Origin of the sequence: Pantoea sp. AS-PWVM4 (assembly GCF_000468095.1) — a bacterium.
In the GTDB taxonomy this organism is placed as follows: Bacteria; Pseudomonadota; Gammaproteobacteria; order Enterobacterales; family Enterobacteriaceae; genus Pantoea; species Pantoea phytobeneficialis.
In genome coordinates this window covers 399,298-421,423 of sequence record NZ_ASZC01000002.1, presented here as the reverse complement: position 1 = coordinate 421,423, position 22,126 = coordinate 399,298, and the positions used below count along the sequence as shown (strand labels likewise).

The window sequence follows — 22,126 nt, the reverse complement described above, 5'->3', positions numbered from 1 at the left end:
TATGAAAAGGATGCTATCCGGTCTGCTGCTCGCAACCCTTACCGCGCTGCTGAGCCTGAGTACCTGTGCCGCTGACGCACCCGCGCAGTTTCGTATTGGCTATCAAAAAGGGTCCGTCAGCATGGTGCTGGCTAAATCGCATCGGCTGCTGGAGCAACGTTTCCCGCATACGCAGATTCAGTGGATTGAGTTCCCCGCCGGACCACAGATGCTGGAAGCGTTGAATGTCGGCAGTATCGACCTCGGCAGCACCGGCGATATCCCGCCCATTTTTGCCCAGGCTGCGGGGGCGGATTTGCTGTATGTCGGCTCGGAACCTCCTAAACCAAAGGCAGAAGTGATTCTGGTTCCCAAAGATAGCCCGATTCACAGCGTGGCCGAATTGAAAGGCCACAAAGTGGCATTTCAGAAAGGTTCCAGTTCCCACAACCTGTTATTACGCGCACTGGCGCAGGCCGGTCTGAGCTTTAAAGATATTCAACCCACTTACCTGACGCCTGCCGATGCTCGCGCCGCTTTTCAGCAGGGTGACGTGGATGCCTGGGCGATCTGGGATCCCTACTACTCCGCCGCCTTGTTACAGGGCAATGTGCGGGTGTTGGCCGATGGCAGCAAACTGAATCAAACCGGTTCCTTCTATCTCGCCACCCGTAAATTCTCCGCCGCCAATGGCAACTTTGTGCAGCAGGTGTTGCAAACCTTCAGTGAGGCCGATGCGTTAACGCGTAGTCAGCGTGACCAGAGCATCGACCTGTTGGCGCAGGCGATGGGTCTGCCCAAGCCGGTGATTGCCAGCTATCTCGACCATCGACCACCCACCACCATTACGCCGGTCAGCGCCCATACCGCGCAGGCCCAACAGCAAACGGCCGACCTGTTCTATGCCAACCATTTGATGCCGGTAAAAGTGACGATCGCCGATCGCATCTGGCAACCACAGTCGGCTCAGCCTTAAGGAGTGAATAATGAGCGTATCCGTATTCTGGTTTCTCCCGACCCACGGTGATGGCCACTATCTTGGCACCGATCAAGGTGCGCGCCCGGTAGACCATGCCTACCTGCAACAAGTGGCGCAGGCCGCCGATCGCCTCGGTTTTGGTGGCGTGCTAATCCCAACGGGTCGCTCCTGTGAAGATGCCTGGCTGGTGGCGGCATCGCTGATTCCGGTGACGCAACGTCTGCGTTTTCTGGTCGCGCTACGCCCCGGCGTGATTTCCCCAACACAGGCCGCGCGCCAGGCCGCCACGCTCGATCGCCTGTCGAATGGCCGGGCGCTGTTTAATCTGGTAACCGGGGGAGACCCGGAAGAACTGGCGGGGGATGGCGTGTTCCTCGATCACCGTGAACGCTATGCTGAATCGGCTGAATTCACCCGTATCTGGCGGCGCGTACTGGAAGGGGAAACCGTTGATTATGAAGGAAAACATGTCAAGGTGCACGGTGCCCGGCTGATGTTTAAACCGGTGCAGCAGCCCCGTCCCCCGTTGTGGTTTGGTGGATCGTCTGATGCAGCTCAGGATTTGGCGGCCGAGCAGGTCGATGTTTATCTCACCTGGGGTGAACCGCCCGCCCAGGTTAAGGAGAAGATCGCCCAGGTCCGCGCGAAAGCAGAAGCTCAGGGGCGCAAGGTACGTTTTGGCATCCGTTTACATGTGATTGTACGTGAAACCAATGAAGAGGCGTGGCGTGCCGCCGACCGGCTGATCGCCCATCTGGATGATGCCACTATCGCCAAAGCGCAGGCCGCGTTAGCCCGCACCGATTCCGTCGGTCAGCAGCGCATGGCCGCGTTGCACGGTGGACGCCGTGACAAACTGGAGATCAGCCCTAATTTGTGGGCCGGTGTCGGTCTGGTGCGCGGTGGTGCTGGTACAGCCTTAGTCGGCGATGGACCGACCATCGCGGCACGTATGCAGGAATACACCGACCTCGGTATCGAAACCTTTATTCTTTCCGGCTATCCCCATCTGGAAGAGGCGTATCGCGTCGGCGAGTTGCTGTTCCCGCACCTTGACCTGGCCGTGCCGCAGATCCCGCAGCCGTCGACGATTAAAGCGCGTGGTGAGGCTGTCGCCCATGACTTCGCGCCGCAAAAAGTGTCGCAGAGTTGAGGAGGCTATCATGACAAAGAAACACCTGAGTAATGCCTTGCTGCCCTGGGCGCTGCCGGTCCTGTTAGTCGCGGTATGGCAACTGGCTTCCCAAACCGGGCTGTTATCGACGCGCATTCTGCCGTCGCCGGAGAATATCCTGATCACCTTCTGGAATCTCTCGGCCAGCGGCGAATTGTGGCAGCACCTCGCCATCAGCGGCTGGCGCGCCGCGATTGGTTTCAGTATCGGCGGCTCGATCGGGCTGATACTGGGCCTGATTACCGGCACCTCACGTCTGGGTGAGCGCCTGCTCGATACCTCGGTGCAGATGCTGCGCAATGTGCCGCATCTGGCGCTGATTCCGCTGGTGATCCTGTGGTTCGGCATTGATGAGGCGGCGAAAATTTTCCTCGTCGCGCTCGGCACGCTGTTTCCGATCTATCTCAACACCTACCACGGCATCCGCAATATTGATCGGGGGCTGGTGGAGATGGCGCGCAGTTATGGCCTTTCCGGCTGGAGCCTGTTTATTCAGGTGATTCTGCCCGGTGCCCTCCCCTCTATTATGGTGGGGGTACGTTTCGCCCTGGGCCTGATGTGGCTGACATTGATCGTTGCCGAAACCATTTCTGCTAACTCGGGCATTGGTTATCTGGCGATGAACGCGCGTGAATTTCTGCAAACCGACGTGGTGGTGGTCGCCATCATTCTGTATGCCCTGCTCGGCAAACTGGCCGATGTCGCGGCCCAACTGCTGGAGCGCGTCTGGCTACGCTGGCATCCGGCTTATCAACTGAAGGAGGCTAACGCATGAGCACTGCACCCCTCACTCCGGCGCGGCTTAACAGCGGAACACCGGTGGGCGTTAACGGCGTAGTCAAACGCTATGGTGACCGCACCATCCTGAACCATATTGATCTGCATATTCCGGCCGGACAATTCGTCGCGGTGGTGGGCCGCAGCGGATGCGGCAAAAGCACCCTGCTGCGCCTGTTGGCCGGACTGGAATCCACCACGCAAGGCGAATTACTGGCCGGCAATGCCCCGCTGGCGTCGGCACGCGATGATACGCGTTTGATGTTTCAGGATGCGCGTCTGCTGCCGTGGAAAAAGGTGATTGATAACGTCGGGCTTGGGCTAAAAGGTCGTGCCTGGCGGGACAATGCGCTGGAAGCGCTGGCAGCCGTGGGCCTGGCGGAGCGTGCCAACGAATGGCCCGCCGCGCTGTCCGGCGGGCAGAAACAGCGTGTCGCACTGGCGCGTGCGTTGATCCACCGTCCCGGTCTGCTGCTGCTGGATGAACCGCTCGGTGCGCTGGACGCCTTAACGCGTATTGAGATGCAGGGATTAATTGAATCGCTGTGGCAACAGCATAACTTTACCGTGTTGCTGGTGACGCACGACGTCAGCGAAGCGGTGGCGATGGCGGATCGGGTATTGCTGATTGAAGAAGGACAAATCGGGTTGGATTTAACGGTTGATCTGCCGCGTCCACGCCGTCGCGGCTCTGCCCGACTGGCTGAACTGGAAGCGGAAGTGCTGGATCGGGTGATGAAGCGTAGCTCCAGCGAACAGCCGCTACGCTTTGCACAACAGCGATAATCGCCCCGTAGCGGCGCAATTTATTGCGCAGTTTTCTGCCGCCATTGGCAAAAAGCCGCGCGATTTATCGCGCCGCTACGGTTAATTACGCATTCAACGCTTTGGTGATCTTCTCATACAGGTCGCCAGACAGCTTATCCAGTCCTTTCAACGTCTCCAGCGCCTGACGCATCAACGCCTGGCGCCCGGCATCGTAACGCTTCAGACGAATCAGCGGCTCGATCATGCGCGCAGCAACCTGCGGGTTCCGCGTGTTGAGATCGGTCAGCATCTCCACCAGGAATTGATAACCGCTGCCATCTTTGGCATGGAAGGCCGACGGATTAGCCGAGGCAAAAGCGCCAATCAACGAACGAATGCGGTTGGGGTTACCCATGGTGAAAGAGCGATGATGCAGCAGTTCACGCACCTTGCTCAGCACGTCAGACGCCGGACTGGTGGCCTGTAGCACAAACCATTTGTCCATCACCAGACCATCCTGATGCCAACGCTCGTCATAGGCCGCCATTAAGCTATCACGACACGGCAGTTGTGCAGCGACCGCCGCCGACATTGCCGCCAGCGCATCAGTCATGTTGGTGGCGTGCTGATATTGCGCCTGTACCAGCTTGTCAGCCTGTTCGACGTCAGCAAAGGCCAGGTAGCTCAGGCAGACGTTCTTCAGCGCGCGTTTACCGATTTCCGCATGCTCAACCTGGTACTCATGGCTCTGATTGGCACGATAAACCGCCAGGAACTCATCACTCAATTCTTTCGCCAGGGTGCGCACCAGCGCCTCACGCACTTCAGCAATGGCCTGCGGATCAATCACCTCAAACAACTCAGCGATTTCATTCTCCGAAGGCAGCGTCAGAATCAGCGCCATCAGCGCCGGATCGCCCTGCTCATCCAGCAACACCGCACGGAAGGCATCAGCCACATGCAGCGGCAGCGACAGCGGTTGCCCCTGTTGATGACGCGCGACATTCAGGCGGATATAGGTTGCCAGCAGGCTTTGTGCTGCATCCCAGCGGGAAAAGTCGTTACGGGCATGACGCATCAGGAACGTCAGTTGTGCATCGCTCCATTTATAGTCGAGCTTCACCGGCGCAGAGAATTCGCGCAGCAATGAGGGCACTGGCTGGAAATAAACCTTATCGAATACGAAACTCTGGAACTCTTCGGTGACGTTCAGCACATGGTGCACCGGATGACCATTGTGTTGCAGCGGGATCACCTTGCCTTCACCGTCATACAGTTCAATATCCAGCGGGATATGTAACGGCAGCTTCTCTTTCTGCTCGGCGGTCGGTGGCGTGTGCTGGGTAACGTGCAGCGTATATTGCTCCAGCTCCGGGTTGTAATCATCGCGCACCGTCAGCACCGGCGTACCGGACTGGCTATACCAGCGACGGAACTGTGACAGGTCGACATTAGACGCATCTTCCATCGCCTGCACGAAATCGTCGCAGGTCGCCGCGCTACCATCATGGCGCTCAAAATAGAGCTGCATCCCTTTCTGGAAATTCTCTTCGCCCAGCAGGGTGTGCATCATGCGAATCACTTCTGAACCCTTTTCATACACCGTCAGGGTGTAGAAGTTGTTCATCTCAATGACCTGATCCGGGCGAATCGGGTGTGCCATCGGGCTGGCATCTTCAGCGAACTGCGCGCCGCGCATCACGCGCACATTATCGATGCGATTCACCGCGCGGGAACCGAGATCTGAGCTGAACTCCTGATCGCGGAACACCGTCAGCCCCTCTTTCAGGCTGAGCTGGAACCAGTCACGGCAGGTGACGCGGTTGCCGGTCCAGTTGTGGAAATATTCGTGACCAATCACCGCTTCAATACCGAGGTAATCTTTGTCGGTGGCGGTTTCCGCTTTCGCCAGCACGTATTTAGAGTTAAAGACGTTCAGCCCTTTATTCTCCATCGCGCCCATATTGAAGAAATCCACCGCGACGATCATAAAGATATCGAGGTCATATTCGAGGTCAAAACGCTCCTCATCCCACTTCATGCTGTTTTTCAGCGAGGTCATTGCCCAGTCGGCACGGTCAAGGTTGCCGCGATCGACAAAGATCTCCAGCGCCACATCACGGCCTGAGCGGGTGGTAAAGCTGTCGCGCAGCACATCAAAATCACCAGCGACCAGCGCAAACAGATAACAGGGTTTCGGGAACGGGTCCTGCCATTTTACCCAGTGGCGACCATCTTCATGACGACCACTCTCCAGCTTGTTGCCATTGGAGAGCAGGTACGGATAGCGCGCGGCATCGGCGATAATGGTGGTGGTAAAACGCGCCAGCACATCCGGGCGGTCCAGATACCAGGTGATATGACGGAAACCTTCGGCTTCACATTGCGTGCACAGCGCCTCACCTGACTTATACAAACCTTCCAGCGCGGTGTTTTGGTCCGGGTGGATATCATTGATGATGGTCAGGGTGAAGGTGTCTGGCACCTGGCTCAACACCAGCGCGCCCTCTTCTTCGCGATAATGCGTCCACGGAGTGCCGTCCACCGCCAGTGATACCAGGGTCAAATCTTCCCCATCCAGACGCAGCTCAGCCTGGCTGTTGCCTAAACGCTTCACCTGGCTGACCGCGGTGACGCGCGTGGTGGCCGCATCAAGGTCAAACGTCAAATCGATATCAGTGATGGTGAAATCGGGTGCACGGTAGTCGTGACGATATTTTATTTGCGGCTGTTGCGTCATAAATCCTTCTCGCATCGTTAAAAGGTATACCCGTCAAAGTCTAAGCGGGTTGGGCCTCACTTGCCACGCACAATGCGTGCCTTAGCAGAAAATGCTACAATTTATTAACAATGGCACAAATGACCATCGACCTGCCCCCTGCAAATATGGTGTGATCGCGGTCTATTACTGTTTTATACTCCTGCGTCTTTATGACTTTGTTGAACACCGGGCTATGCTCCGCGGAAGAGGATGCTGAAACGCACCATGACAGGACACGCTTCCCCGATTTTGACCACGCTGCTTGATACCGATGCCTACAAGCTTCATATGCAGCAGGCCGTATATCATCGTTACTACGATGTCCCGGTCACGGCGGAATTTCGCTGCCGCGGCACCGAGTTACTCGGCGTCTACACGGATGAACTCCGCACCCATATTGATGCGATGCACTCTCTCGCCCTGAGTGAAGAGGAATATCGTTATCTTTCTGCCCTGCCCTTTTTTGACGCTGACTATCTCAGCTGGCTGCGCGGTTTCCGCTTCGATCCCAGCCAGGTGGTGGTACGCAACGATCACGGCAAACTCGCCATCCAGATCAGCGGTCCGTGGCGTGAGGTGATTCTGTGGGAAGTGCCATTGCTGGCGCTGATCAGCGAACTGGTGCACCGTCACCGCACCCCGCAGATCGGTGTCGCGCAGGCAGTCGATCACCTGCAACAAAAGTTGACGGACTTTCGCCGGCAGGTCAGCGACCTGGATATGTCCCGCTTCCATTTGATGGACTTCGGTACGCGTCGCCGCTATTCCCAGCCAGTGCAGGAAGCCATCGTCAGCACCCTGAAGCAGGATTTCCCGTGGCTGGTGGGTACCAGCAACTATGATCTGGCGCGTCGTCTGCAACTTAACCCGGTCGGCACCCAGGCGCATGAGTGGTTCCAGGCACATCAGCAGATCAGCCCGGTATTGGCCAATAGCCAGCGTGCTGCGCTGCAATCCTGGCTGGATGAGTACGACGAGCAGCTTGGCATCGCACTGACCGATTGCATCACTATGGATGCCTTCCTGCGCGATTTCGGTCCCGGCTTTGCCAACCGCTATCAGGGATTGCGCCATGATTCCGGCGATCCGGTGGAATGGGGGGAGAAAGCCATCGCCCACTATCAGCGACTGGATATCGATCCGAAAAGCAAAACGCTGGTGTTCTCCGACAATCTCGATCTGGACAAAGCGCTGGCGCTGTATCGTCACTTTGGTCAGCGCGCCAATGTGGTGTTTGGTATCGGCACGCGCCTGACCTGCGATATTCCAGGCGTAACCCCCCTGAATATCGTGATCAAACTGGTGAGCTGCAACGGCAAGCCGGTGGCTAAACTTTCCGACAGTCCCGGCAAAACCATCTGCCAGGATAAAGCCTTCGTTCGCGCTCTGCGTAAAGCCTTCGACCTGCCGCTGGTGAAAAGAGCCAGCTAACCACCCGACAGCAGGGTACCTGTACCCTGCTGTGCTGCAACAAATCTCCCCGTATCCCGGCAATTTTGCTTGTTTCCTGATGGCTCGTAAGTAACATAGCAAAACCCCGGTATGGGGAATGTATAAATTGACTTCATCCTAATATATAGAGAGATATTTATGAGCGTAGTGCCTGTAGCGGATGTACTGCACGGCCGTGTCGCGGTTGACAGTGAAGTCACCGTACGTGGTTGGGTGCGTACCCGAAGAGATTCCAAAGCCGGTCTTTCCTTTATCGCCGTTTATGACGGTTCCTGCTTTAATCCCGTTCAGGCTGTCGTCAATAATTCTCTGAATAATTATCAGGACGAAGTGCTGCGTCTGACCACGGGCTGCTCGGTGATTGTGACCGGCAAAGTGGTGGAATCGCCGGGTGAAGGTCAGGCGTTTGAACTGCAAGCCACTCAGGTTGAAGTAGTGGGCTGGGTGGACGATCCGGACACCTATCCGATGGCTGCCAAACGCCACAGCATCGAATACCTGCGTGAAGTGGCGCACCTGCGCCCGCGCACTAACCTGATTGGCGCGGTGGCACGTACTCGTCACACCCTGGCGCAGGCGTTGCATCGCTTCTTCCATGAAAACGGTTATTTCTGGGTTTCCACGCCGCTGATCACCGCTTCGGATACCGAAGGTGCCGGTGAGATGTTCCGCGTCTCTACGCTGGATATGGAAAACCTGCCGCGTGACCCGCAGGGCAAAGTCGATTACGACAAAGACTTCTTTGGTAAAGAAGCCTTCCTGACGGTGTCCGGCCAGTTGAACGGCGAAACTTATGCCTGCGCGCTGTCCAAAATCTACACCTTCGGCCCAACCTTCCGTGCTGAAAACTCCAACACCAGTCGCCATCTGGCTGAGTTCTGGATGCTGGAGCCGGAAGTGGCGTTCGCGACACTGGATGATGCCGCGGCCCTGGCGGAAGCCATGCTGAAGTATGTGTTTAAGGCGGTGCTGGAAGAGCGCGCTGATGACCTGGCGTTCTTTGCAGAGCGCGTAGACAAAGATGCGATTTCTCGCCTGGAACGTTTTGTTAATGCAGATTTCGCTCAGGTGGACTACACCGATGCGATCGAGATTTTGCTGAAAAGCGGCCAGAGCTTCGAAAATCCGGTCTCCTGGGGTGTCGATCTGTCGTCAGAACACGAGCGCTACCTTGCTGAGAAACACTTCAAAGCCCCGGTGGTGGTGAAAAACTATCCGAAGGATATCAAAGCGTTCTACATGCGTATGAATGACGATGGTAAAACCGTGGCAGCGATGGATGTCCTGGCGCCTGGCATAGGTGAAATCATCGGTGGTTCGCAGCGTGAAGAACGTCTGGATGTCCTGGATGCACGCCTGGCTGAGATGGGTCTGAACAAAGAAGATTACTGGTGGTACCGTGACTTACGTCGTTACGGCACCGTGCCACACTCTGGCTTCGGTTTAGGTTTCGAACGATTAATCGCGTATGTCACTGGTGTACAAAATGTAAGGGATGTTATCCCCTTCCCACGTACGCCGCGCAACGCCAATTTCTAAAATTCGCGATTAATTATAAGTAATTCATATATATAACGAGGTCGGCTATGCCGGCCTTTTTTTATTTTTGTAAATTTAGAGTTCTCTCACAAAGTTCCCGAATATTTACATCTTGTAATACAATTTTTCTTTTTGATACCTAATTGCGAGATTAGTAGCATTTTCGGGGTAGAATTACCAACCCCGGGATGGAAAGATGCGTGCAGACACAGGAGACACCAAACTTCTTTCAAGGTTCCCGTAAAGGTTTCTTGACGGCAGTGGCAGGTGTCCAAATAACTCCAATGAGGGTAATAAAAAATGATGAAGCGCAACATTCTTGCAGTGGTTATCCCTGCTCTGTTAGCTGCTGGTGCAGCCAACGCAGCAGAAATCTACAACAAAGATGGCAACAAATTAGACCTGTACGGTAAAGTTGATGGTCTGCATTACTTCTCTGACGACTCTGGCAACGATGGCGACCAGTCTTACGTGCGCTTCGGCTTCAAAGGTGAAACTCAGATCACCGACCAGCTGACCGGTTACGGCCAGTGGGAATACAACATCCAGGCTAACAACTCTGAAGGCGGCTCTGACGCACAGTCTGGCAACAAAACCCGTCTGGGCTTTGCTGGTCTGAAATTCGCTGACGCAGGTTCTTTCGACTACGGTCGTAACTACGGCGTGGTTTACGACGCAATCGGCTGGACCGACATGCTGCCGGAATACGGCGGTGACTCTGGTTACTCTGACAACTTCCTGGCTGGCCGTTCTACCGGTCTGGCTACCTACCGTAACAGCAACTTCTTCGGTCTGGTTGATGGCCTGAACTTCGCTGTTCAGTACCAGGGCAAAAACGACCGTACCGACGATCCGCGTCGTGCGAACGGCGACGGCTGGGGTACTTCAATCTCCTATACCTCTCCGATCGGTGTTGGCATCGTAGGTGCTTATGGTTCAAGCGACCGCACCACTGAGCAGAACCAGATGGGCTACGGTAACGGCGACAAAGCTCAGCAGTGGGCAACTGCTCTGAAATATGACGCGAACAACGTATACCTGGCAGCAATGTACAGCGAAACCCGTAACGCAACCTACATCAGCAACGCTAACAACGATGTAGACGGTTTTGCTAACAAAACTCAGGTTATCGAATTCGTAGCACAGTACCAGTTCGACTTCGGCCTGCGTCCGTCTATCGCCTACGTTCAGTCTAAAGGCAAAGACATCGAAGGTATCGGCGATGCTGACCTGTACAAATATGTTGAAGTGGGCGCAACCTACTACTTCAACAAAAACATGTCTACCTACGTCGACTACAAAATCAACCAGCTGGACGACAACAACCCGCTGGGTCTGAACACCGACGATATCGTAGCAGTTGGTCTGGTTTACCAGTTCTAATCTGCCGATTAGTAACGCGTAATACCTTAAAAACGGAGCCTTCTGGCTCCGTTTTGCTTTTCAGTGATCCACTTCGCAATAAGCGGCATTAATCGCAGCCGTGGCATTATTTCTTTTTCGTCTCAACGGTTGGCAACGGTGCCGACTGACGCTAACCTGATAGCTCATTTCGCTAAAGTTCACGCAACTGGACCTGACTCATGTTTGAATCGATCTCTGCCGCACCCGCCGATCCTATCCTTGGTTTGGCCGACCTGTTTCGCGCCGACGACCGCCCGAATAAAATCAACCTTGGCATTGGTGTTTATAAAGATGAAACCGGAAAAACGCCGGTGCTCACCAGTGTGAAAAAAGCTGAGCAATACTTGCTGGAAAATGAGACCACCAAGAATTACCTCAGCATTGATGGCCTGGCTGATTTTGCTCGTTGCACGCAGGAACTGCTGTTTGGTAAAGAGAGCGCGCTGATTGCCGCTGGGCGTGCCTGCACCGCTCAAACGCCGGGTGGTACAGGCGCACTGCGCGTTGCTGCCGATTTCCTCGCCAATCAGACCAGCGTAAAACGTGTCTGGGTGAGCAATCCAAGCTGGCCGAACCACAAAAACGTCTTCAACGCTGCGGGTCTCGAGGTCTGCGATTATCAGTATTACGATGCCGCCAACCATACGTTGGATTTTGACGGCATGGTTGCGTCACTGCGTGAAGCGAAAGCCGGTGATGTGGTGCTGTTCCACGGTTGCTGTCACAACCCAACCGGTATTGATCCAACAACCGAGCAATGGCAACAACTGGCCGCCCTGTCTCAGGCAAATGGCTGGCTGCCGCTGTTTGATTTCGCCTATCAGGGCTTTGCCCGTGGTCTGGATGAAGATGCAGAAGGCCTGCGCATTTTTGCCGCTTCGCATCAGGAGTTGATTGTTGCCAGCTCATACTCAAAAAACTTCGGTTTGTATAACGAACGTGTGGGTGCCCTGACGGTGGTTGCCGCCAATAGCGATGTGGCAAAAACTGCGTTCAGCCAAGTGAAGTACAGCATTCGCGCTAACTACTCTAACCCACCGGCCCACGGTGCGGCGGTGGTGGCGACCATTCTGGGCAATGACGCGCTGCGTACCATTTGGGAGCAGGAACTGACCGATATGCGCCAGCGTATTCAGCGTATGCGTCAACTGTTCGTTAACACACTGGCCTCAAGCGGTGCAGAGCAGGATTTCAGCTTTATCATCAAGCAGAACGGCATGTTCTCGTTCAGCGGCCTGACCAAAGATCAGGTGGTGCGTCTGCGTGAAGAGTTTGGGGTTTACGCGGTGAATTCGGGACGTGTTAACGTCGCGGGAATGACGCCAGACAATATGTCGGCGCTGTGCGAAGCGATTGTGGCAGTGCTGTAAGGATCAACCTGTAGCGGCGCGATTTATCGCGCATTGCGAAAAAGACGCGTGTTAAATCACGCCGCTACGGTTTATGCAGTTTTATTGCAGAAATGGATTACTGATACGTTCGCGGCCCAGCGTGGAAATCGGGCCATGCCCTGGTACAAAAGTCACATCATCGCCCAGCGGCAGCAATTTGGTTTTGATAGCCGCGATTAAATCGCTGTGGCTGCCCTGCGGAAAATCGGTTCGACCGACACCACCGTTAAAAATCACATCACCTGAGATCAACAGACGTCCGGCGCGGTCAAAGAACACGATATGGCCTGGAGTATGTCCCGGACAGTGCAGCACTTCCAGTGTCACTTCACCGACCTGCACCGTTTCACCCTCTTCCAGCCAGCGATCTGGCGTTAACGGTGCACATTCCGGCAGACCAAACATGCGACTCTGAGTCGGCAATGCCTCCAGCCAGAAAGCATCCAGTAACTGTGGTCCGACAATCGGCGCCTGAAAATGTGCTGCCAGTTCAGCCGCAGCACCCACATGATCGAGATGCCCATGCGTCAGCAGAATCTGCGTCGGCGTGATACCACGCTCTGAAAGTACGGCGATAATGGTTGCAGCATCGCCGCCCGGATCCACCAGCGCAGCCTGCTGAGTATCGTCACCCCAGATGACAGAACAATTCTGAGAAAATGCGGTGACTGGAATGATGAGGTAGTTCATAGCGCTCCATGACCGACACACGCAGCGCTGTCGGTTTTTACGACCAGTGCCTTACAGGACCGGTGTCAATGTGAACAAAGTTGCTGCGCGGGTAATATCCTACACCACCTGCACGCAGAGATAACGCCGCTTTGCGAACATTGCTCAGGGAAATGCCTTCGATATGGAAGTCCATCGCCTGACCTTTGGTGTGATAACTGTGTTTCGCCACGCCAGGACCGGACTCACGCAACATATTGTTGGTGGCAATGGTGCGATAGCCTGAAACCAGTTGAATCGGTTTGCGTGTTCCCAGCGCGGCCTGGAGGCGATAAATCTGATCAAACAAATGTGGATCGATGGTTTTGATCTGATTGGCGCGGTAATCACGGAAGAAGTGATTTAAGCGAGCTAACTCATCCTTGTCATAACTCTTGCCGTTAAAAAACTCTGTTTTGAGGGTTTCACCGGTGTGAAGGTTATTAAGCGTCAAAATACGCGGCCGGGAGGTGGACATCGAGGCCAGTGCGGAGCCAGGAAGAAGTGCCAGACCTGCCGTTGCGCCTCCGATCAGGAGCAATTTGCGACGCTGAGAATCAAAATTAGCCATGAAACGGGGTTACCTGAGATTAAAGCGATAAAAAAATGTGTAAAAAGCACACAAGGCGGAACATTAACGTTAGCCTCAGACTCAGTCAACCCAGAATAAGGGAAAGAAAATGCAGAACCGGCGCAAAATCGCAATTTTGCTGCCGGTTGTATGAAAGTTAACCAGAAAGGAGATGAATTAAATCAATCACTAGAGTAGCAATTGACCAGCTTTGGTCAGCACCTGGCTCCCCGAACGGGCCGGATTATCATAATTGTAAATATCTGTACGATATTGCGGTTGACCATCTTCCGCCACCCAGGCCGTCAGATAATAGAGGTTAACCGGGATACGATGACGAATCGGGATGTAGCGCGTGCTACCCTCTTTCAGGGTGTCAGAGATACGGCTGTCATTCCACCCCGCATCCTGAAGCAACAAATCCGCCAGTTCAGACGCCTTATTCACCCGGACACAGCCAGAGCTGAGCGCACGAATATCACGCTGAAACAGGTTGTGGTTCGGCGTATCGTGCAGATAAATCGCATCCGAGCTGGGCATATTGAATTTATAACGCCCCAGCGAATTCATTGCGCCAGGAGCCTGACGGATACGGTATGGGAAGCTGGCGGCTGAAACCATACTCCAGTCGAGCGTGGAGGGATCGATGACTTGCGCATCAGCGCTCCAGCCTGACAACAGGGTATAACCGTGTTTATACAGATAGCCCGGGTCCTGTTTGACCTTCGGTACAATGTCCTGGCGCACCAGCGAAGTCGGCACATTCCACGGCGGATTGAGCACCACATTATTCAATGCGCTGCGCATCAGCGGCGTTTTGCGATCGGGACGTCCGACAATCACGCGTGACGAAAGGATGGTGGCACCATTGTTGTAGTAGGTCAGTGAATAGTTAGGGATATTGACCATGATACCGTTATGCATATCATCCGGCAGCAAACGCAAACGCTGAATATTGAGTGCCAGCAAGGCGGCGCGCATTTGCGGCGAGACATTCAACCATTCGCGGGTGCGCGGACCAATCGCGCCATCGTCGGCCAGGCCTTGCCAATGCTGGAAGCGTTTTACGCCGTCCACCAGCGCAGCATCATAAACATTGTTGGCCGATGATTGCACGGGATTCGCTGCGACATTGCCCGGCGCTTGTGGTGCCTGAGCGGAGAGATCATTCACGCTGGCTGCCGAGGGGCTGACCGCAACGGGCTGCGCACTCTGACTGACCGGCACCGGTGCCACAGGCACAGCATCGTCTGCGGGCGTCGGTGTCGCGCTATGCCCGGTCAACATGCCGGTACGTTGTAAAATCTCACGCAGGGCAGGCACATCATTACTGATTTGGCCGGGGCGCAGCGTACCGCTATCACGTAATTGCGGCCACGGGCGGTTGTCGGTCAACAGGGTTTTCAGCGCTGCGTGCATGGGAGCGTATTGCGGATGTTGCGGCTCAAGCGAGATGACAAAGGCACGGCTTCCGCCACCATTTACCGCGTTTTGCCACTGGTTAATCGCCGCAATGGTGGGCATCGCCATCTTGTACGGCACGTTGCTGTACAACCAGGTTTCGCCCTGCGTCGGCACGCCGGAGACAAATTGCAGATAGCCCAACATGGCATCACTCAGCACGATATCGCGTGCCAGCCCTTTTATCGCTGGGTTGGTCAGTAGCCCTACCCAGCGCGTAAACTGCGGCTGTACCCCGGATAATGCCACTTCCGCCAGTTGCTGCTGAAACGCCTGCACCGCCGTGCGATCCTGCCACAACGGCGCCATATTACGGGCGGCATAAATGCCTGCCAGCCCGGGAAGATAGAACGGTTGTTCGCTGGGGCTGAAAACCTGCTGAATCTGACGCTGGCTATCCGCGACCGACAGAGTATGGTGCGTCGTACCCGGTAGCGCTGCGATAATTGCCGCATGGCTGGCCGCCAGTGGCGACAATACCAGTGACAAACTGAGTGCTATGACAGCACGATTAAATCTGCTCTTATTATTCAGCAACATCCCTGGCCCCCTTCTCGCCTAAGACACAGCCGACTCGCTATGCTGTGTACTACCTTATACATATTTTTGAGTATACAAATAAAAACGGCATTTGCCTCTGGTAGCAAATGCCGTTTACACATTAACTGTAGCGATGAATTTTAACCACAATTCCCGCTACGAATTTTCTGTTTCCAGGTCCGGCGCGTTATTTTCTCGCTTCACCGGTGCCGGATCCGCTGAGAAGCCACGCAGGCCCACTACATGAACGTGTTCGGTGTTGTTAAACACCTTACGCACCAGTTTATAAGTGGTCCCTTTTTCCGGACTGATATTTTCCGGGGCGGCAATCACCAACTGCATTTCCAGACGCTCGCACAACTCAAACAAGGTGGCGATGGAACGCGCATCAAGACGCGCGGCTTCATCGAGGAACAGCAGACGGCATGGGGAAATATCTTTGCCACGCAAACGGCGTGACTCCTCTTCCCAGCTCTGCACCACCATCACCAGAATCGACATACCGGTACCGATCGCTTCACCGGTTGAGAGCGCACCACTTTCCGCGCGTAGCCAGCCATCGGAGCCACGGTTAACCTCAACCTCCATCTCCAGGTAGTTGCGGTAATCGAGCAGCTCTTCACCAATGGTCTGTGGCGTACGCTGGCCCATATCGATTTGTGGATTCAGGCGCTGATACAACTTCGCCAGCGCTTCAGAGAAGGTCAGGCGATTGCTGTTAAACAGATCCTGATGCTGTTCGTGTTCCTCTGACAGCGTTTCCAGCAGCATCGAGTGCGTTTCACGCACGTTCACGTTCAGCCGCACGCTGCGCACCTGACCAAAACTGACCGCTTGCAAGCCCTGGTTAAGCTGACGAATACGGTTCTGCTCACGCTGAATGGTTTTACGAATGATGTTGGCGACGCTGCGCGAACTGATCGCCAGCGTCTGCTCGCGCGCCGTCAGCTCCTCCGTCAGGCGGTTCAGCTCAATCTCCATCTGCTCAATCGCTTCCACCGGATCATCGGTACGAATGATGTCCTGACGAATACGTTCACGCAGATGCTGGTAGACCGCGATAAAGAACTGAATTTTACGCTCCGGACGTTTCGGATCTTCCGACATCCGCAATACATCGCGGAGATGTTCGTTATCCGCCACCGCCAGACGCAGGGCGCCCAACGCCTTATCCGACATTGAACGCAATTCATCGCCGCTCAGATAAGCCAGTTCACGACGATGCAGGCGTCGCTCGACACCATTTTCTTTCACCAGGCGCAGCACCGCGCACCAGCCCGCTTTCGCCGTGACAACCTGCTCGCGTATCTGGTGATAATCACGCTCCAGCTTGCGCAATTTCTTCTGTAGGCTGTCCATTTCTGCTTCGCAGAAAGTGAGCTGTTTTTCCAACTGGTTACGACGCGCACGGTTATGGCTTAACGCGGTATAGAGTTCATCGCGGCGGGCGCGTGCACGCTCCTCGGCGCTGGCATCGGCATGCACACCGATGTCCTGCATCTCCTGCTGCAACTCTTTCAACATGTCGCGTTTAGCGTCATACGAACTTTTCAGCGAAGCCAGTACCTGAGAATATTGCGTCAACTGAGCCTGATGTTCACGCAGACGTTCGCGGGCGCGACTGCGCTCGCCCTCTGCCTGCTCAAGGCGCTGACGTAACTTCTCGTTGAGATCGCTGTTACCGGTAAGCATGCCAGCCGAGTCTTCGTAGCTGAAATGTGCGCGACGCTGAACCACTTCGGTGAGCGCAAACGCCTGCTGACGCGCCTCGCGCTGCAACTGCTGCGCCTGCTGATAATCACGCTCCAGCTGATCGTGCTGCTGCGGATCGCTCTGTAGCACCGGCAGCAGCGGCTCCAGTTTGCCGAGTTTATTACTGTGCTGATGCAGGAAACGCGCCGCTTCCTGTGCTTCTTCGACGCGCTCACGGATCTCTTCACAGCGATCCGCCAGCGTATCATCCAGCAGCAGCGTCACACGCGGCAGCAGGCGGTTCAGTTGGGCCACGCCCTCTTTCGCCTGTTCGTACTGCATGCGCTGCTGTTGGTTATCGTTTTCATGCTGACTCAGCGCGCGTTCCAGTTCGCCGCGGCGGCTGTTGAGCTGGCGAATCAATGCTTCCGGGTCTTCGTCAAACGCTACCGCTAAATGGCTGCCGATAAAGCGGCTGAATGACTGATGCAGGCGCTGGGTTTTCTGCACATCAAAGGAGAGCGTTGCATAACGTTCCGCCAGTTGATCGCGTTCGTTGTTTAACAGCTCCAGCTGATTCTCACGCGCGGCACGGCCAAATAGCGGCACCTTCGGGAAGCGGGAGTAGCGCCACTGACGCTCGGCCACCTTCACCACTACCGCGTTTTCCAGCTCATCAACGCCGAAAACGCTGTCATCAAATGACTGCGGATCCCCTTCAATCAGATAGAGATCTTCCGGGCAATCTTCCAGGCCATTCAGCAGCTCACGCACCAGTGAGAGATCCGGCACCACAATCGCATGGCGCGATGGACCATAAAGCGCGGAGAAGTACGGCGCATCGTCCAGCGTGACATCATCATAAATTTCAGACAGCAATACGCCGCCAAAACGCTCAGCAAGCTGCGTCAGACGAGCATCTTCTGCACCACCCGGCTGGCTGAGACGTTCGATTTGCTTCTCAACATCACGTTTACGTGCCGCCACCTCATCACGTTCGACGGTGGTTTCGCGCTCGCGCTCCAGCAACTGCTGCATAAATTCGGTGATTTGCTGGCTGCTGGTCAGCTGCTGTCCGGTTTGCTCGCTCAGCTGCGTCAGGATCTCCTGCGCAGCCAGCCAGTGCGGCGCGCGCGCGGTCAGCGCGGTGATACGCTCACGCAGTTGCTCCAGCTCCTGACGCATCAGCATACGACGTTCACCGGCATCGGCAACGCTGCTGCTCAGCTGTTCGATCTGCGCTTCCAGCTCACGCTGTAAGCCTTCCAGCGCATCGGCATCATATTGCTGCCCCTGACGCTTACAGAATTCAGCCAGCAGACGCTCGGCTTCGTTCTGCTCGCGCAGACGCTGTTCCAGCTCGTTCAGACGCAGACGCAGCGAGGAGAGTTGTTCGGCATGATGACGCTGATTGGCCGCATCACGCAGCAATTCACGCCCGACCTGCCAGGCATCCTGACGGTTAACGTCACCAGCAATGCTGATAACCAGCGCCAGTGCCTGTTCAAATTGGCTGTGCGCCGCTTCAGCAACGCTGAGTTTCTGTTCCAGACGCAACAGTTTTTCGGTCGCTTCTTCTTCGCGAGCCTGAAAAGTTTCCTGCCACTCCGCAGCGTTGTCGATGGACAGATCCGGCAATTGACACTGCGCACGGGCTTTATCCAGTGCCTGCAATGCCTGTTGATACTGAATGGCTCGGGTTTGCTGCACATCCAGCGCCTGCTGGAAGTCGGCCAGTTGGCTTTTCAGCTCATCCACTTCCACTTCTGCCGCTTCGGCGCGTGCTTCATTTTCTTCATGTACTTCACGCGCTTCAGCCACCACCTCGTTCTGCTCTTCGAGACGGTAAGTCAGCTCTTCCAGATCGGAATCGTAACGCTCGATCTTCTCCTGCTGACGCATCGCCGTCTGCACCAGATTCAGGTGATCGCTGGCTGCCTGATAATCGGTTTCCAGATCGTTTTCCGCACCGCTGTGCTCAGAAAGCTCTCGCGCCATTTCGATGTGGCGATACTGTTCCGACGCCAGTTGGTTACGGCTGGTAAACAGCTCATTACGCAGTTGCAATGCGCCATCCAGGTGGATGCGACGTTCATTGGCGTGACGCATGTAATCCGCCGAAACGTAGCTGGTCGCTTCGGAGATCAAATGCTTAAACAAATCGCGGTCTGACTGGGTAACGCGAATCGCTTCCAGCGTCATGCGGTTTTCACGCAGTGCCGCTTCCATATCCTGGAAGGCTTTACGCACGCCGCTGTTTTCCGGCAGCAGGTAATCACGTAACGATCGGGTAATGGCGCTGGAGATACCGCCGTATAACGACGCTTCAATCAGACGATAGAATTTGCTGCGATCGCCCGCGGTACGCAGGCGGCGCGGCACCACGCCAAGTTCGAACAGCGTGGCATGATAATCCGTTACCGAGCTGTACTGGCGGAACTGCACGCCTTCCTGCGCCTCGACACGATCTTTCACTTCGGTCAGTGGCAACACGCGCGCCTGACGACTGCCGAGGATCTCAGTCAGGATATCGGTAGGTTGTGTATCGGTGGGCAGGCCGTGAATGCTGAACGGCTTGATATCCACCTTCTTATCACGCCCGGCGACCTGTTGCAGACGCACGCCCACCACTACGCGCTGATGACGTGAGTTGACGACATCCAGCACCGCATAGCAGACGCCCGCACGCAATTTACCGTGCAAACCTTTGTCGCGCGAACCGGAGGTCGCCCCGGCTTCGGTGGTGTTACGGAAATGCAGCAGCGTCAGATCCGGAATCAACGCCGTGACAAAGGCCGCCATCGTGGTGGATTTACCCGCACCGTTGCCGCCTGACAGCGTGGTCACCAATTCATCAAGATCAAAGGTACGGGCAAAGAAGCCGTTCCAGTTGATCAGCGTTAGCGAACGAAATTTACCGCGTTCAATCATGCCTGTTCATCCTCCGCGTTATCACTCGCTTCATTCTCGGCGTCGTTGTCGCTTTCTTCGGTGGCCGGAGCAGTTGTAATCAGCATGGCTTCACCATCGCGAATCAGACGCAGCTGCGCTTCGCGGGCATCATCACCGCTGCGCACATCCGCCCCGAACCGGAACACCGATTCGGTGATACGGAATTTGCTGCTGTCATTGCCCATAAACCACACCATGCCGAGACGACGCAGGCGGTTCAGTGAAGCGCGCATCTTCTCCTGCAACTTGGCACGATCGAGGTCAGAACCGGTGGAGCGCTGATTCACCAGCTTGAGCAGTTTGCTCTCATCCGCCAGCGACAGCAGCTCATCGTACAGCTCCTGCTGGGTGAAAATACCTTCGTTGGCAAGACGTTCCGGGCTGAGATAGAGGTAACACAGGATTTTGCCGACCATCATATCCAGCTCGGACAGTACCGAGCGCGGGATCAGCGTGGTTGAACGCGGGCGCAAATAGAAAAAACCTTCCGGCGCGCGGATCAGTTCCACGTTGTAACGCGCATAAAACTCTTCCAGATACTCCTGGTAATCCATCAGGAAAGCATGATTATCCAGCTCTTCGATGCCAATATGGCGTCCTGCGCGTAACTGGCTATCGAGCGCAGGAAAAAGGGGATTTGCCAGTGCCAGCGCCAGTTTGACTGGCATCACTTGTTCAATATTTGTCGATGACATGTGCCTGCACCTTGGCTCCGTATTCATTAATGGTCTGCCATTCCGCAGGCAGACCGGCTAAATCAGCCTCGGCGACGCCAAGACGAACCGCCTGATCGATGACAATGCGCGCCAGATCAAAATGACGCGCGCGCGGATATTGCGCCAGATAGTCACGCATCACCGTCGCGAGGTTAAGGGGTTTGTGTTCCTGCTTATACACCTGTAAGGCTTCTTCAATCATCGCCGCCAGCTGCTCACGAATCTCGTTAAACTCTTCGTACTCCAGCTCCGCCGGCAGCTCGCCCATCACCTCGTCGTTACGCAGCGTCATCTCTTCGTCGCGCATATCAAAAAGGCGGTCAGCGTTGGCGTAGGTCAGCGCCCAGGGTTGGTCGAAATAGTTTTGTACCGACAAACGTAAACGCTGGGCGAACACGCGGTTCTTGTCCATGTCGATGGCGGTACGAATGAATTTGTGAACATGGCGGTCATAACCGATCCACAGGTCAATAGCCTGCTGGCCCCAGCTGATAATGCGGTCCAGCTTGTTTTGCAGATCAAACACCAGCTTGTCGACAAAACCGAGATCCGGGCTGCTCAGGGTAGCGTCCTGGATACGCAGCAGATTGGCCTGCAACTTATCGCCCGCCGCCTCCAGCGTATCCTGCAACTCACGCAGGGTGCCGGAGGTTTCTGACAGCAGCATTTCACAACTGGAGATCGCCGCGCGCCAGTCTTTGTTCAGCAGATCGGCGATATCGGTCTTCACCGCCTGCTGCTGTTCATCCATCAGGCGTTGCGTCATGTCGATACTGTCGAAGATCTCCGCCACCGAATATTTCAGCGGCGCAAACACGTTGCGATGCCAGTGAAATTCATCACCGTCTTCTTCCGCAGCATCCGCCGCACGTTTCAGCTCTTGCGCCACGATCGACAGCTGCATCGACAGACGCAGGGTGGAAAACTCACGCTGGCGAATATAGTAGTCGGTGATACCGATAGCCAACGGCGTCAGGCGGTAAATCGCATGGCCTTCCGTCAGTTCGCTGGTAAAACGGTTGAGCAGACGCTGCCGCACCATATCGTTGATGGCGTTATTGGCACGCACCTGAACGGTTTCGTGGGTTTGTTCGAACGCTTTACTGACATGACGAAATGCGTCAATCAACTCGCCTTCACTCATCTCACCGTCCATCCGCTCACCGTTCAGGGTGGCGATAGCCAGCAAAAACGCCAGACGTTCAACCGGCAGCGCAAGCGAAAAATCGTTCTTGCGCGCCCATGCCACCAGTTCGGGCACCGTCTGGGAAAAATCGCTCATA

The 22,126-nt window shown here is 55.4% G+C and carries 15 protein-coding genes; 8 read left to right on the top strand and 7 right to left on the bottom strand.

Going from position 1 to position 22,126, the window contains the following annotated elements:
* Position 1 precedes the first annotated feature (1 nt).
* From L579_RS02075 to ssuB, 4 genes are read left to right on the top strand one after another with little or no spacing between them, the layout of a single operon-like run.
* Positions 2–955, top strand: a complete 954-nt coding sequence (locus L579_RS02075; RefSeq protein ID WP_021182628.1) for a sulfonate ABC transporter substrate-binding protein — start codon at positions 2–4, stop codon at positions 953–955.
* Between the two features lie 10 nt (positions 956–965).
* Positions 966–2,111, top strand: coding sequence for an FMNH2-dependent alkanesulfonate monooxygenase (gene ssuD, locus L579_RS02070; protein WP_021182627.1), 1,146 nt, complete (start codon positions 966–968; stop codon positions 2,109–2,111).
* Positions 2,112–2,121: 10 nt separating this feature from the next.
* Positions 2,122–2,907 (top strand): aliphatic sulfonate ABC transporter permease SsuC, encoded by a 786-nt coding sequence (gene ssuC / locus L579_RS02065; protein WP_021182626.1) that lies wholly within the window; start codon positions 2,122–2,124, stop codon positions 2,905–2,907.
* The gene (gene ssuB, locus L579_RS02060) at positions 2,904–3,695 is read left to right on the top strand and encodes an aliphatic sulfonates ABC transporter ATP-binding protein (protein ID WP_021182625.1); all 792 of its coding nucleotides are present in this window, start codon (positions 2,904–2,906) and stop codon (positions 3,693–3,695) included. Before ssuC ends, ssuB begins: the two co-directional genes overlap by 4 nt.
* Before the next feature lie 85 nt (positions 3,696–3,780).
* On the opposite strand, the gene pepN is transcribed toward ssuB, so the two are convergent.
* Positions 3,781–6,396: an aminopeptidase N gene (pepN, locus tag L579_RS02055; RefSeq protein WP_021182624.1), complete on the bottom strand. Its 2,616-nt coding sequence runs from the start codon at positions 6,394–6,396 to the stop codon at positions 3,781–3,783.
* A 231-nt stretch (positions 6,397–6,627) separates the two neighbouring features.
* On the opposite strand from pepN, the gene pncB reads away from it, so the two are divergent.
* The 4 genes from pncB (at position 6,628) to L579_RS02035 (ending at position 12,182) form a co-directional block, all read left to right on the top strand.
* A complete protein-coding gene (gene pncB / locus L579_RS02050; RefSeq protein ID WP_021182623.1) occupies positions 6,628–7,848 on the top strand; it encodes a nicotinate phosphoribosyltransferase in 1,221 nt (406 codons plus the stop codon).
* A 159-nt stretch (positions 7,849–8,007) separates the two neighbouring features.
* Entirely contained in the window at positions 8,008–9,408 is a 1,401-nt protein-coding gene (asnS, locus tag L579_RS02045) for an asparagine--tRNA ligase (RefSeq protein WP_021182622.1), read from the top strand.
* A 300-nt stretch (positions 9,409–9,708) separates the two neighbouring features.
* Positions 9,709–10,791: a porin OmpF gene (ompF, locus tag L579_RS02040; RefSeq protein WP_021182621.1), complete on the top strand. Its 1,083-nt coding sequence runs from the start codon at positions 9,709–9,711 to the stop codon at positions 10,789–10,791.
* Between the two features lie 200 nt (positions 10,792–10,991).
* Positions 10,992–12,182 (top strand): amino acid aminotransferase, encoded by a 1,191-nt coding sequence (locus L579_RS02035; protein ID WP_021182620.1) that lies wholly within the window; start codon positions 10,992–10,994, stop codon positions 12,180–12,182.
* Between the two features lie 81 nt (positions 12,183–12,263).
* On the opposite strand, the gene L579_RS02030 is transcribed toward L579_RS02035, so the two are convergent.
* The 6 genes from L579_RS02030 to mukF form a co-directional block, all read right to left on the bottom strand.
* Positions 12,264–12,893 carry an MBL fold metallo-hydrolase gene (locus tag L579_RS02030; RefSeq protein WP_021182619.1) on the bottom strand — a complete coding sequence of 210 codons (630 nt, stop codon included), beginning with the start codon at positions 12,891–12,893 and terminating at the stop codon, positions 12,264–12,266.
* A 37-nt stretch (positions 12,894–12,930) separates the two neighbouring features.
* Positions 12,931–13,482, bottom strand: a complete 552-nt coding sequence (locus L579_RS02025) for a YcbK family protein (RefSeq protein ID WP_021182618.1) — start codon at positions 13,480–13,482, stop codon at positions 12,931–12,933.
* Positions 13,483–13,671: 189 nt separating this feature from the next.
* Entirely contained in the window at positions 13,672–15,483 is a 1,812-nt protein-coding gene (ldtD, locus tag L579_RS02020) for a L,D-transpeptidase (protein ID WP_021182617.1), read from the bottom strand.
* Between the two features lie 156 nt (positions 15,484–15,639).
* Entirely contained in the window at positions 15,640–20,106 is a 4,467-nt protein-coding gene (mukB, locus tag L579_RS02015; RefSeq protein WP_021182616.1) for a chromosome partition protein MukB, read from the bottom strand.
* The gene (mukE, locus tag L579_RS02010) at positions 20,103–20,822 is read right to left on the bottom strand and encodes a chromosome partition protein MukE (RefSeq protein WP_021182615.1); all 720 of its coding nucleotides are present in this window, start codon (positions 20,820–20,822) and stop codon (positions 20,103–20,105) included. Before mukE ends, mukB begins: the two co-directional genes overlap by 4 nt.
* Entirely contained in the window at positions 20,803–22,125 is a 1,323-nt protein-coding gene (gene mukF / locus L579_RS02005) for a chromosome partition protein MukF (protein WP_021182614.1), read from the bottom strand. The genes mukE and mukF overlap by 20 nt, the downstream gene beginning before the upstream one ends.
* Between the last annotated feature and the right edge of the window lies 1 nt (position 22,126).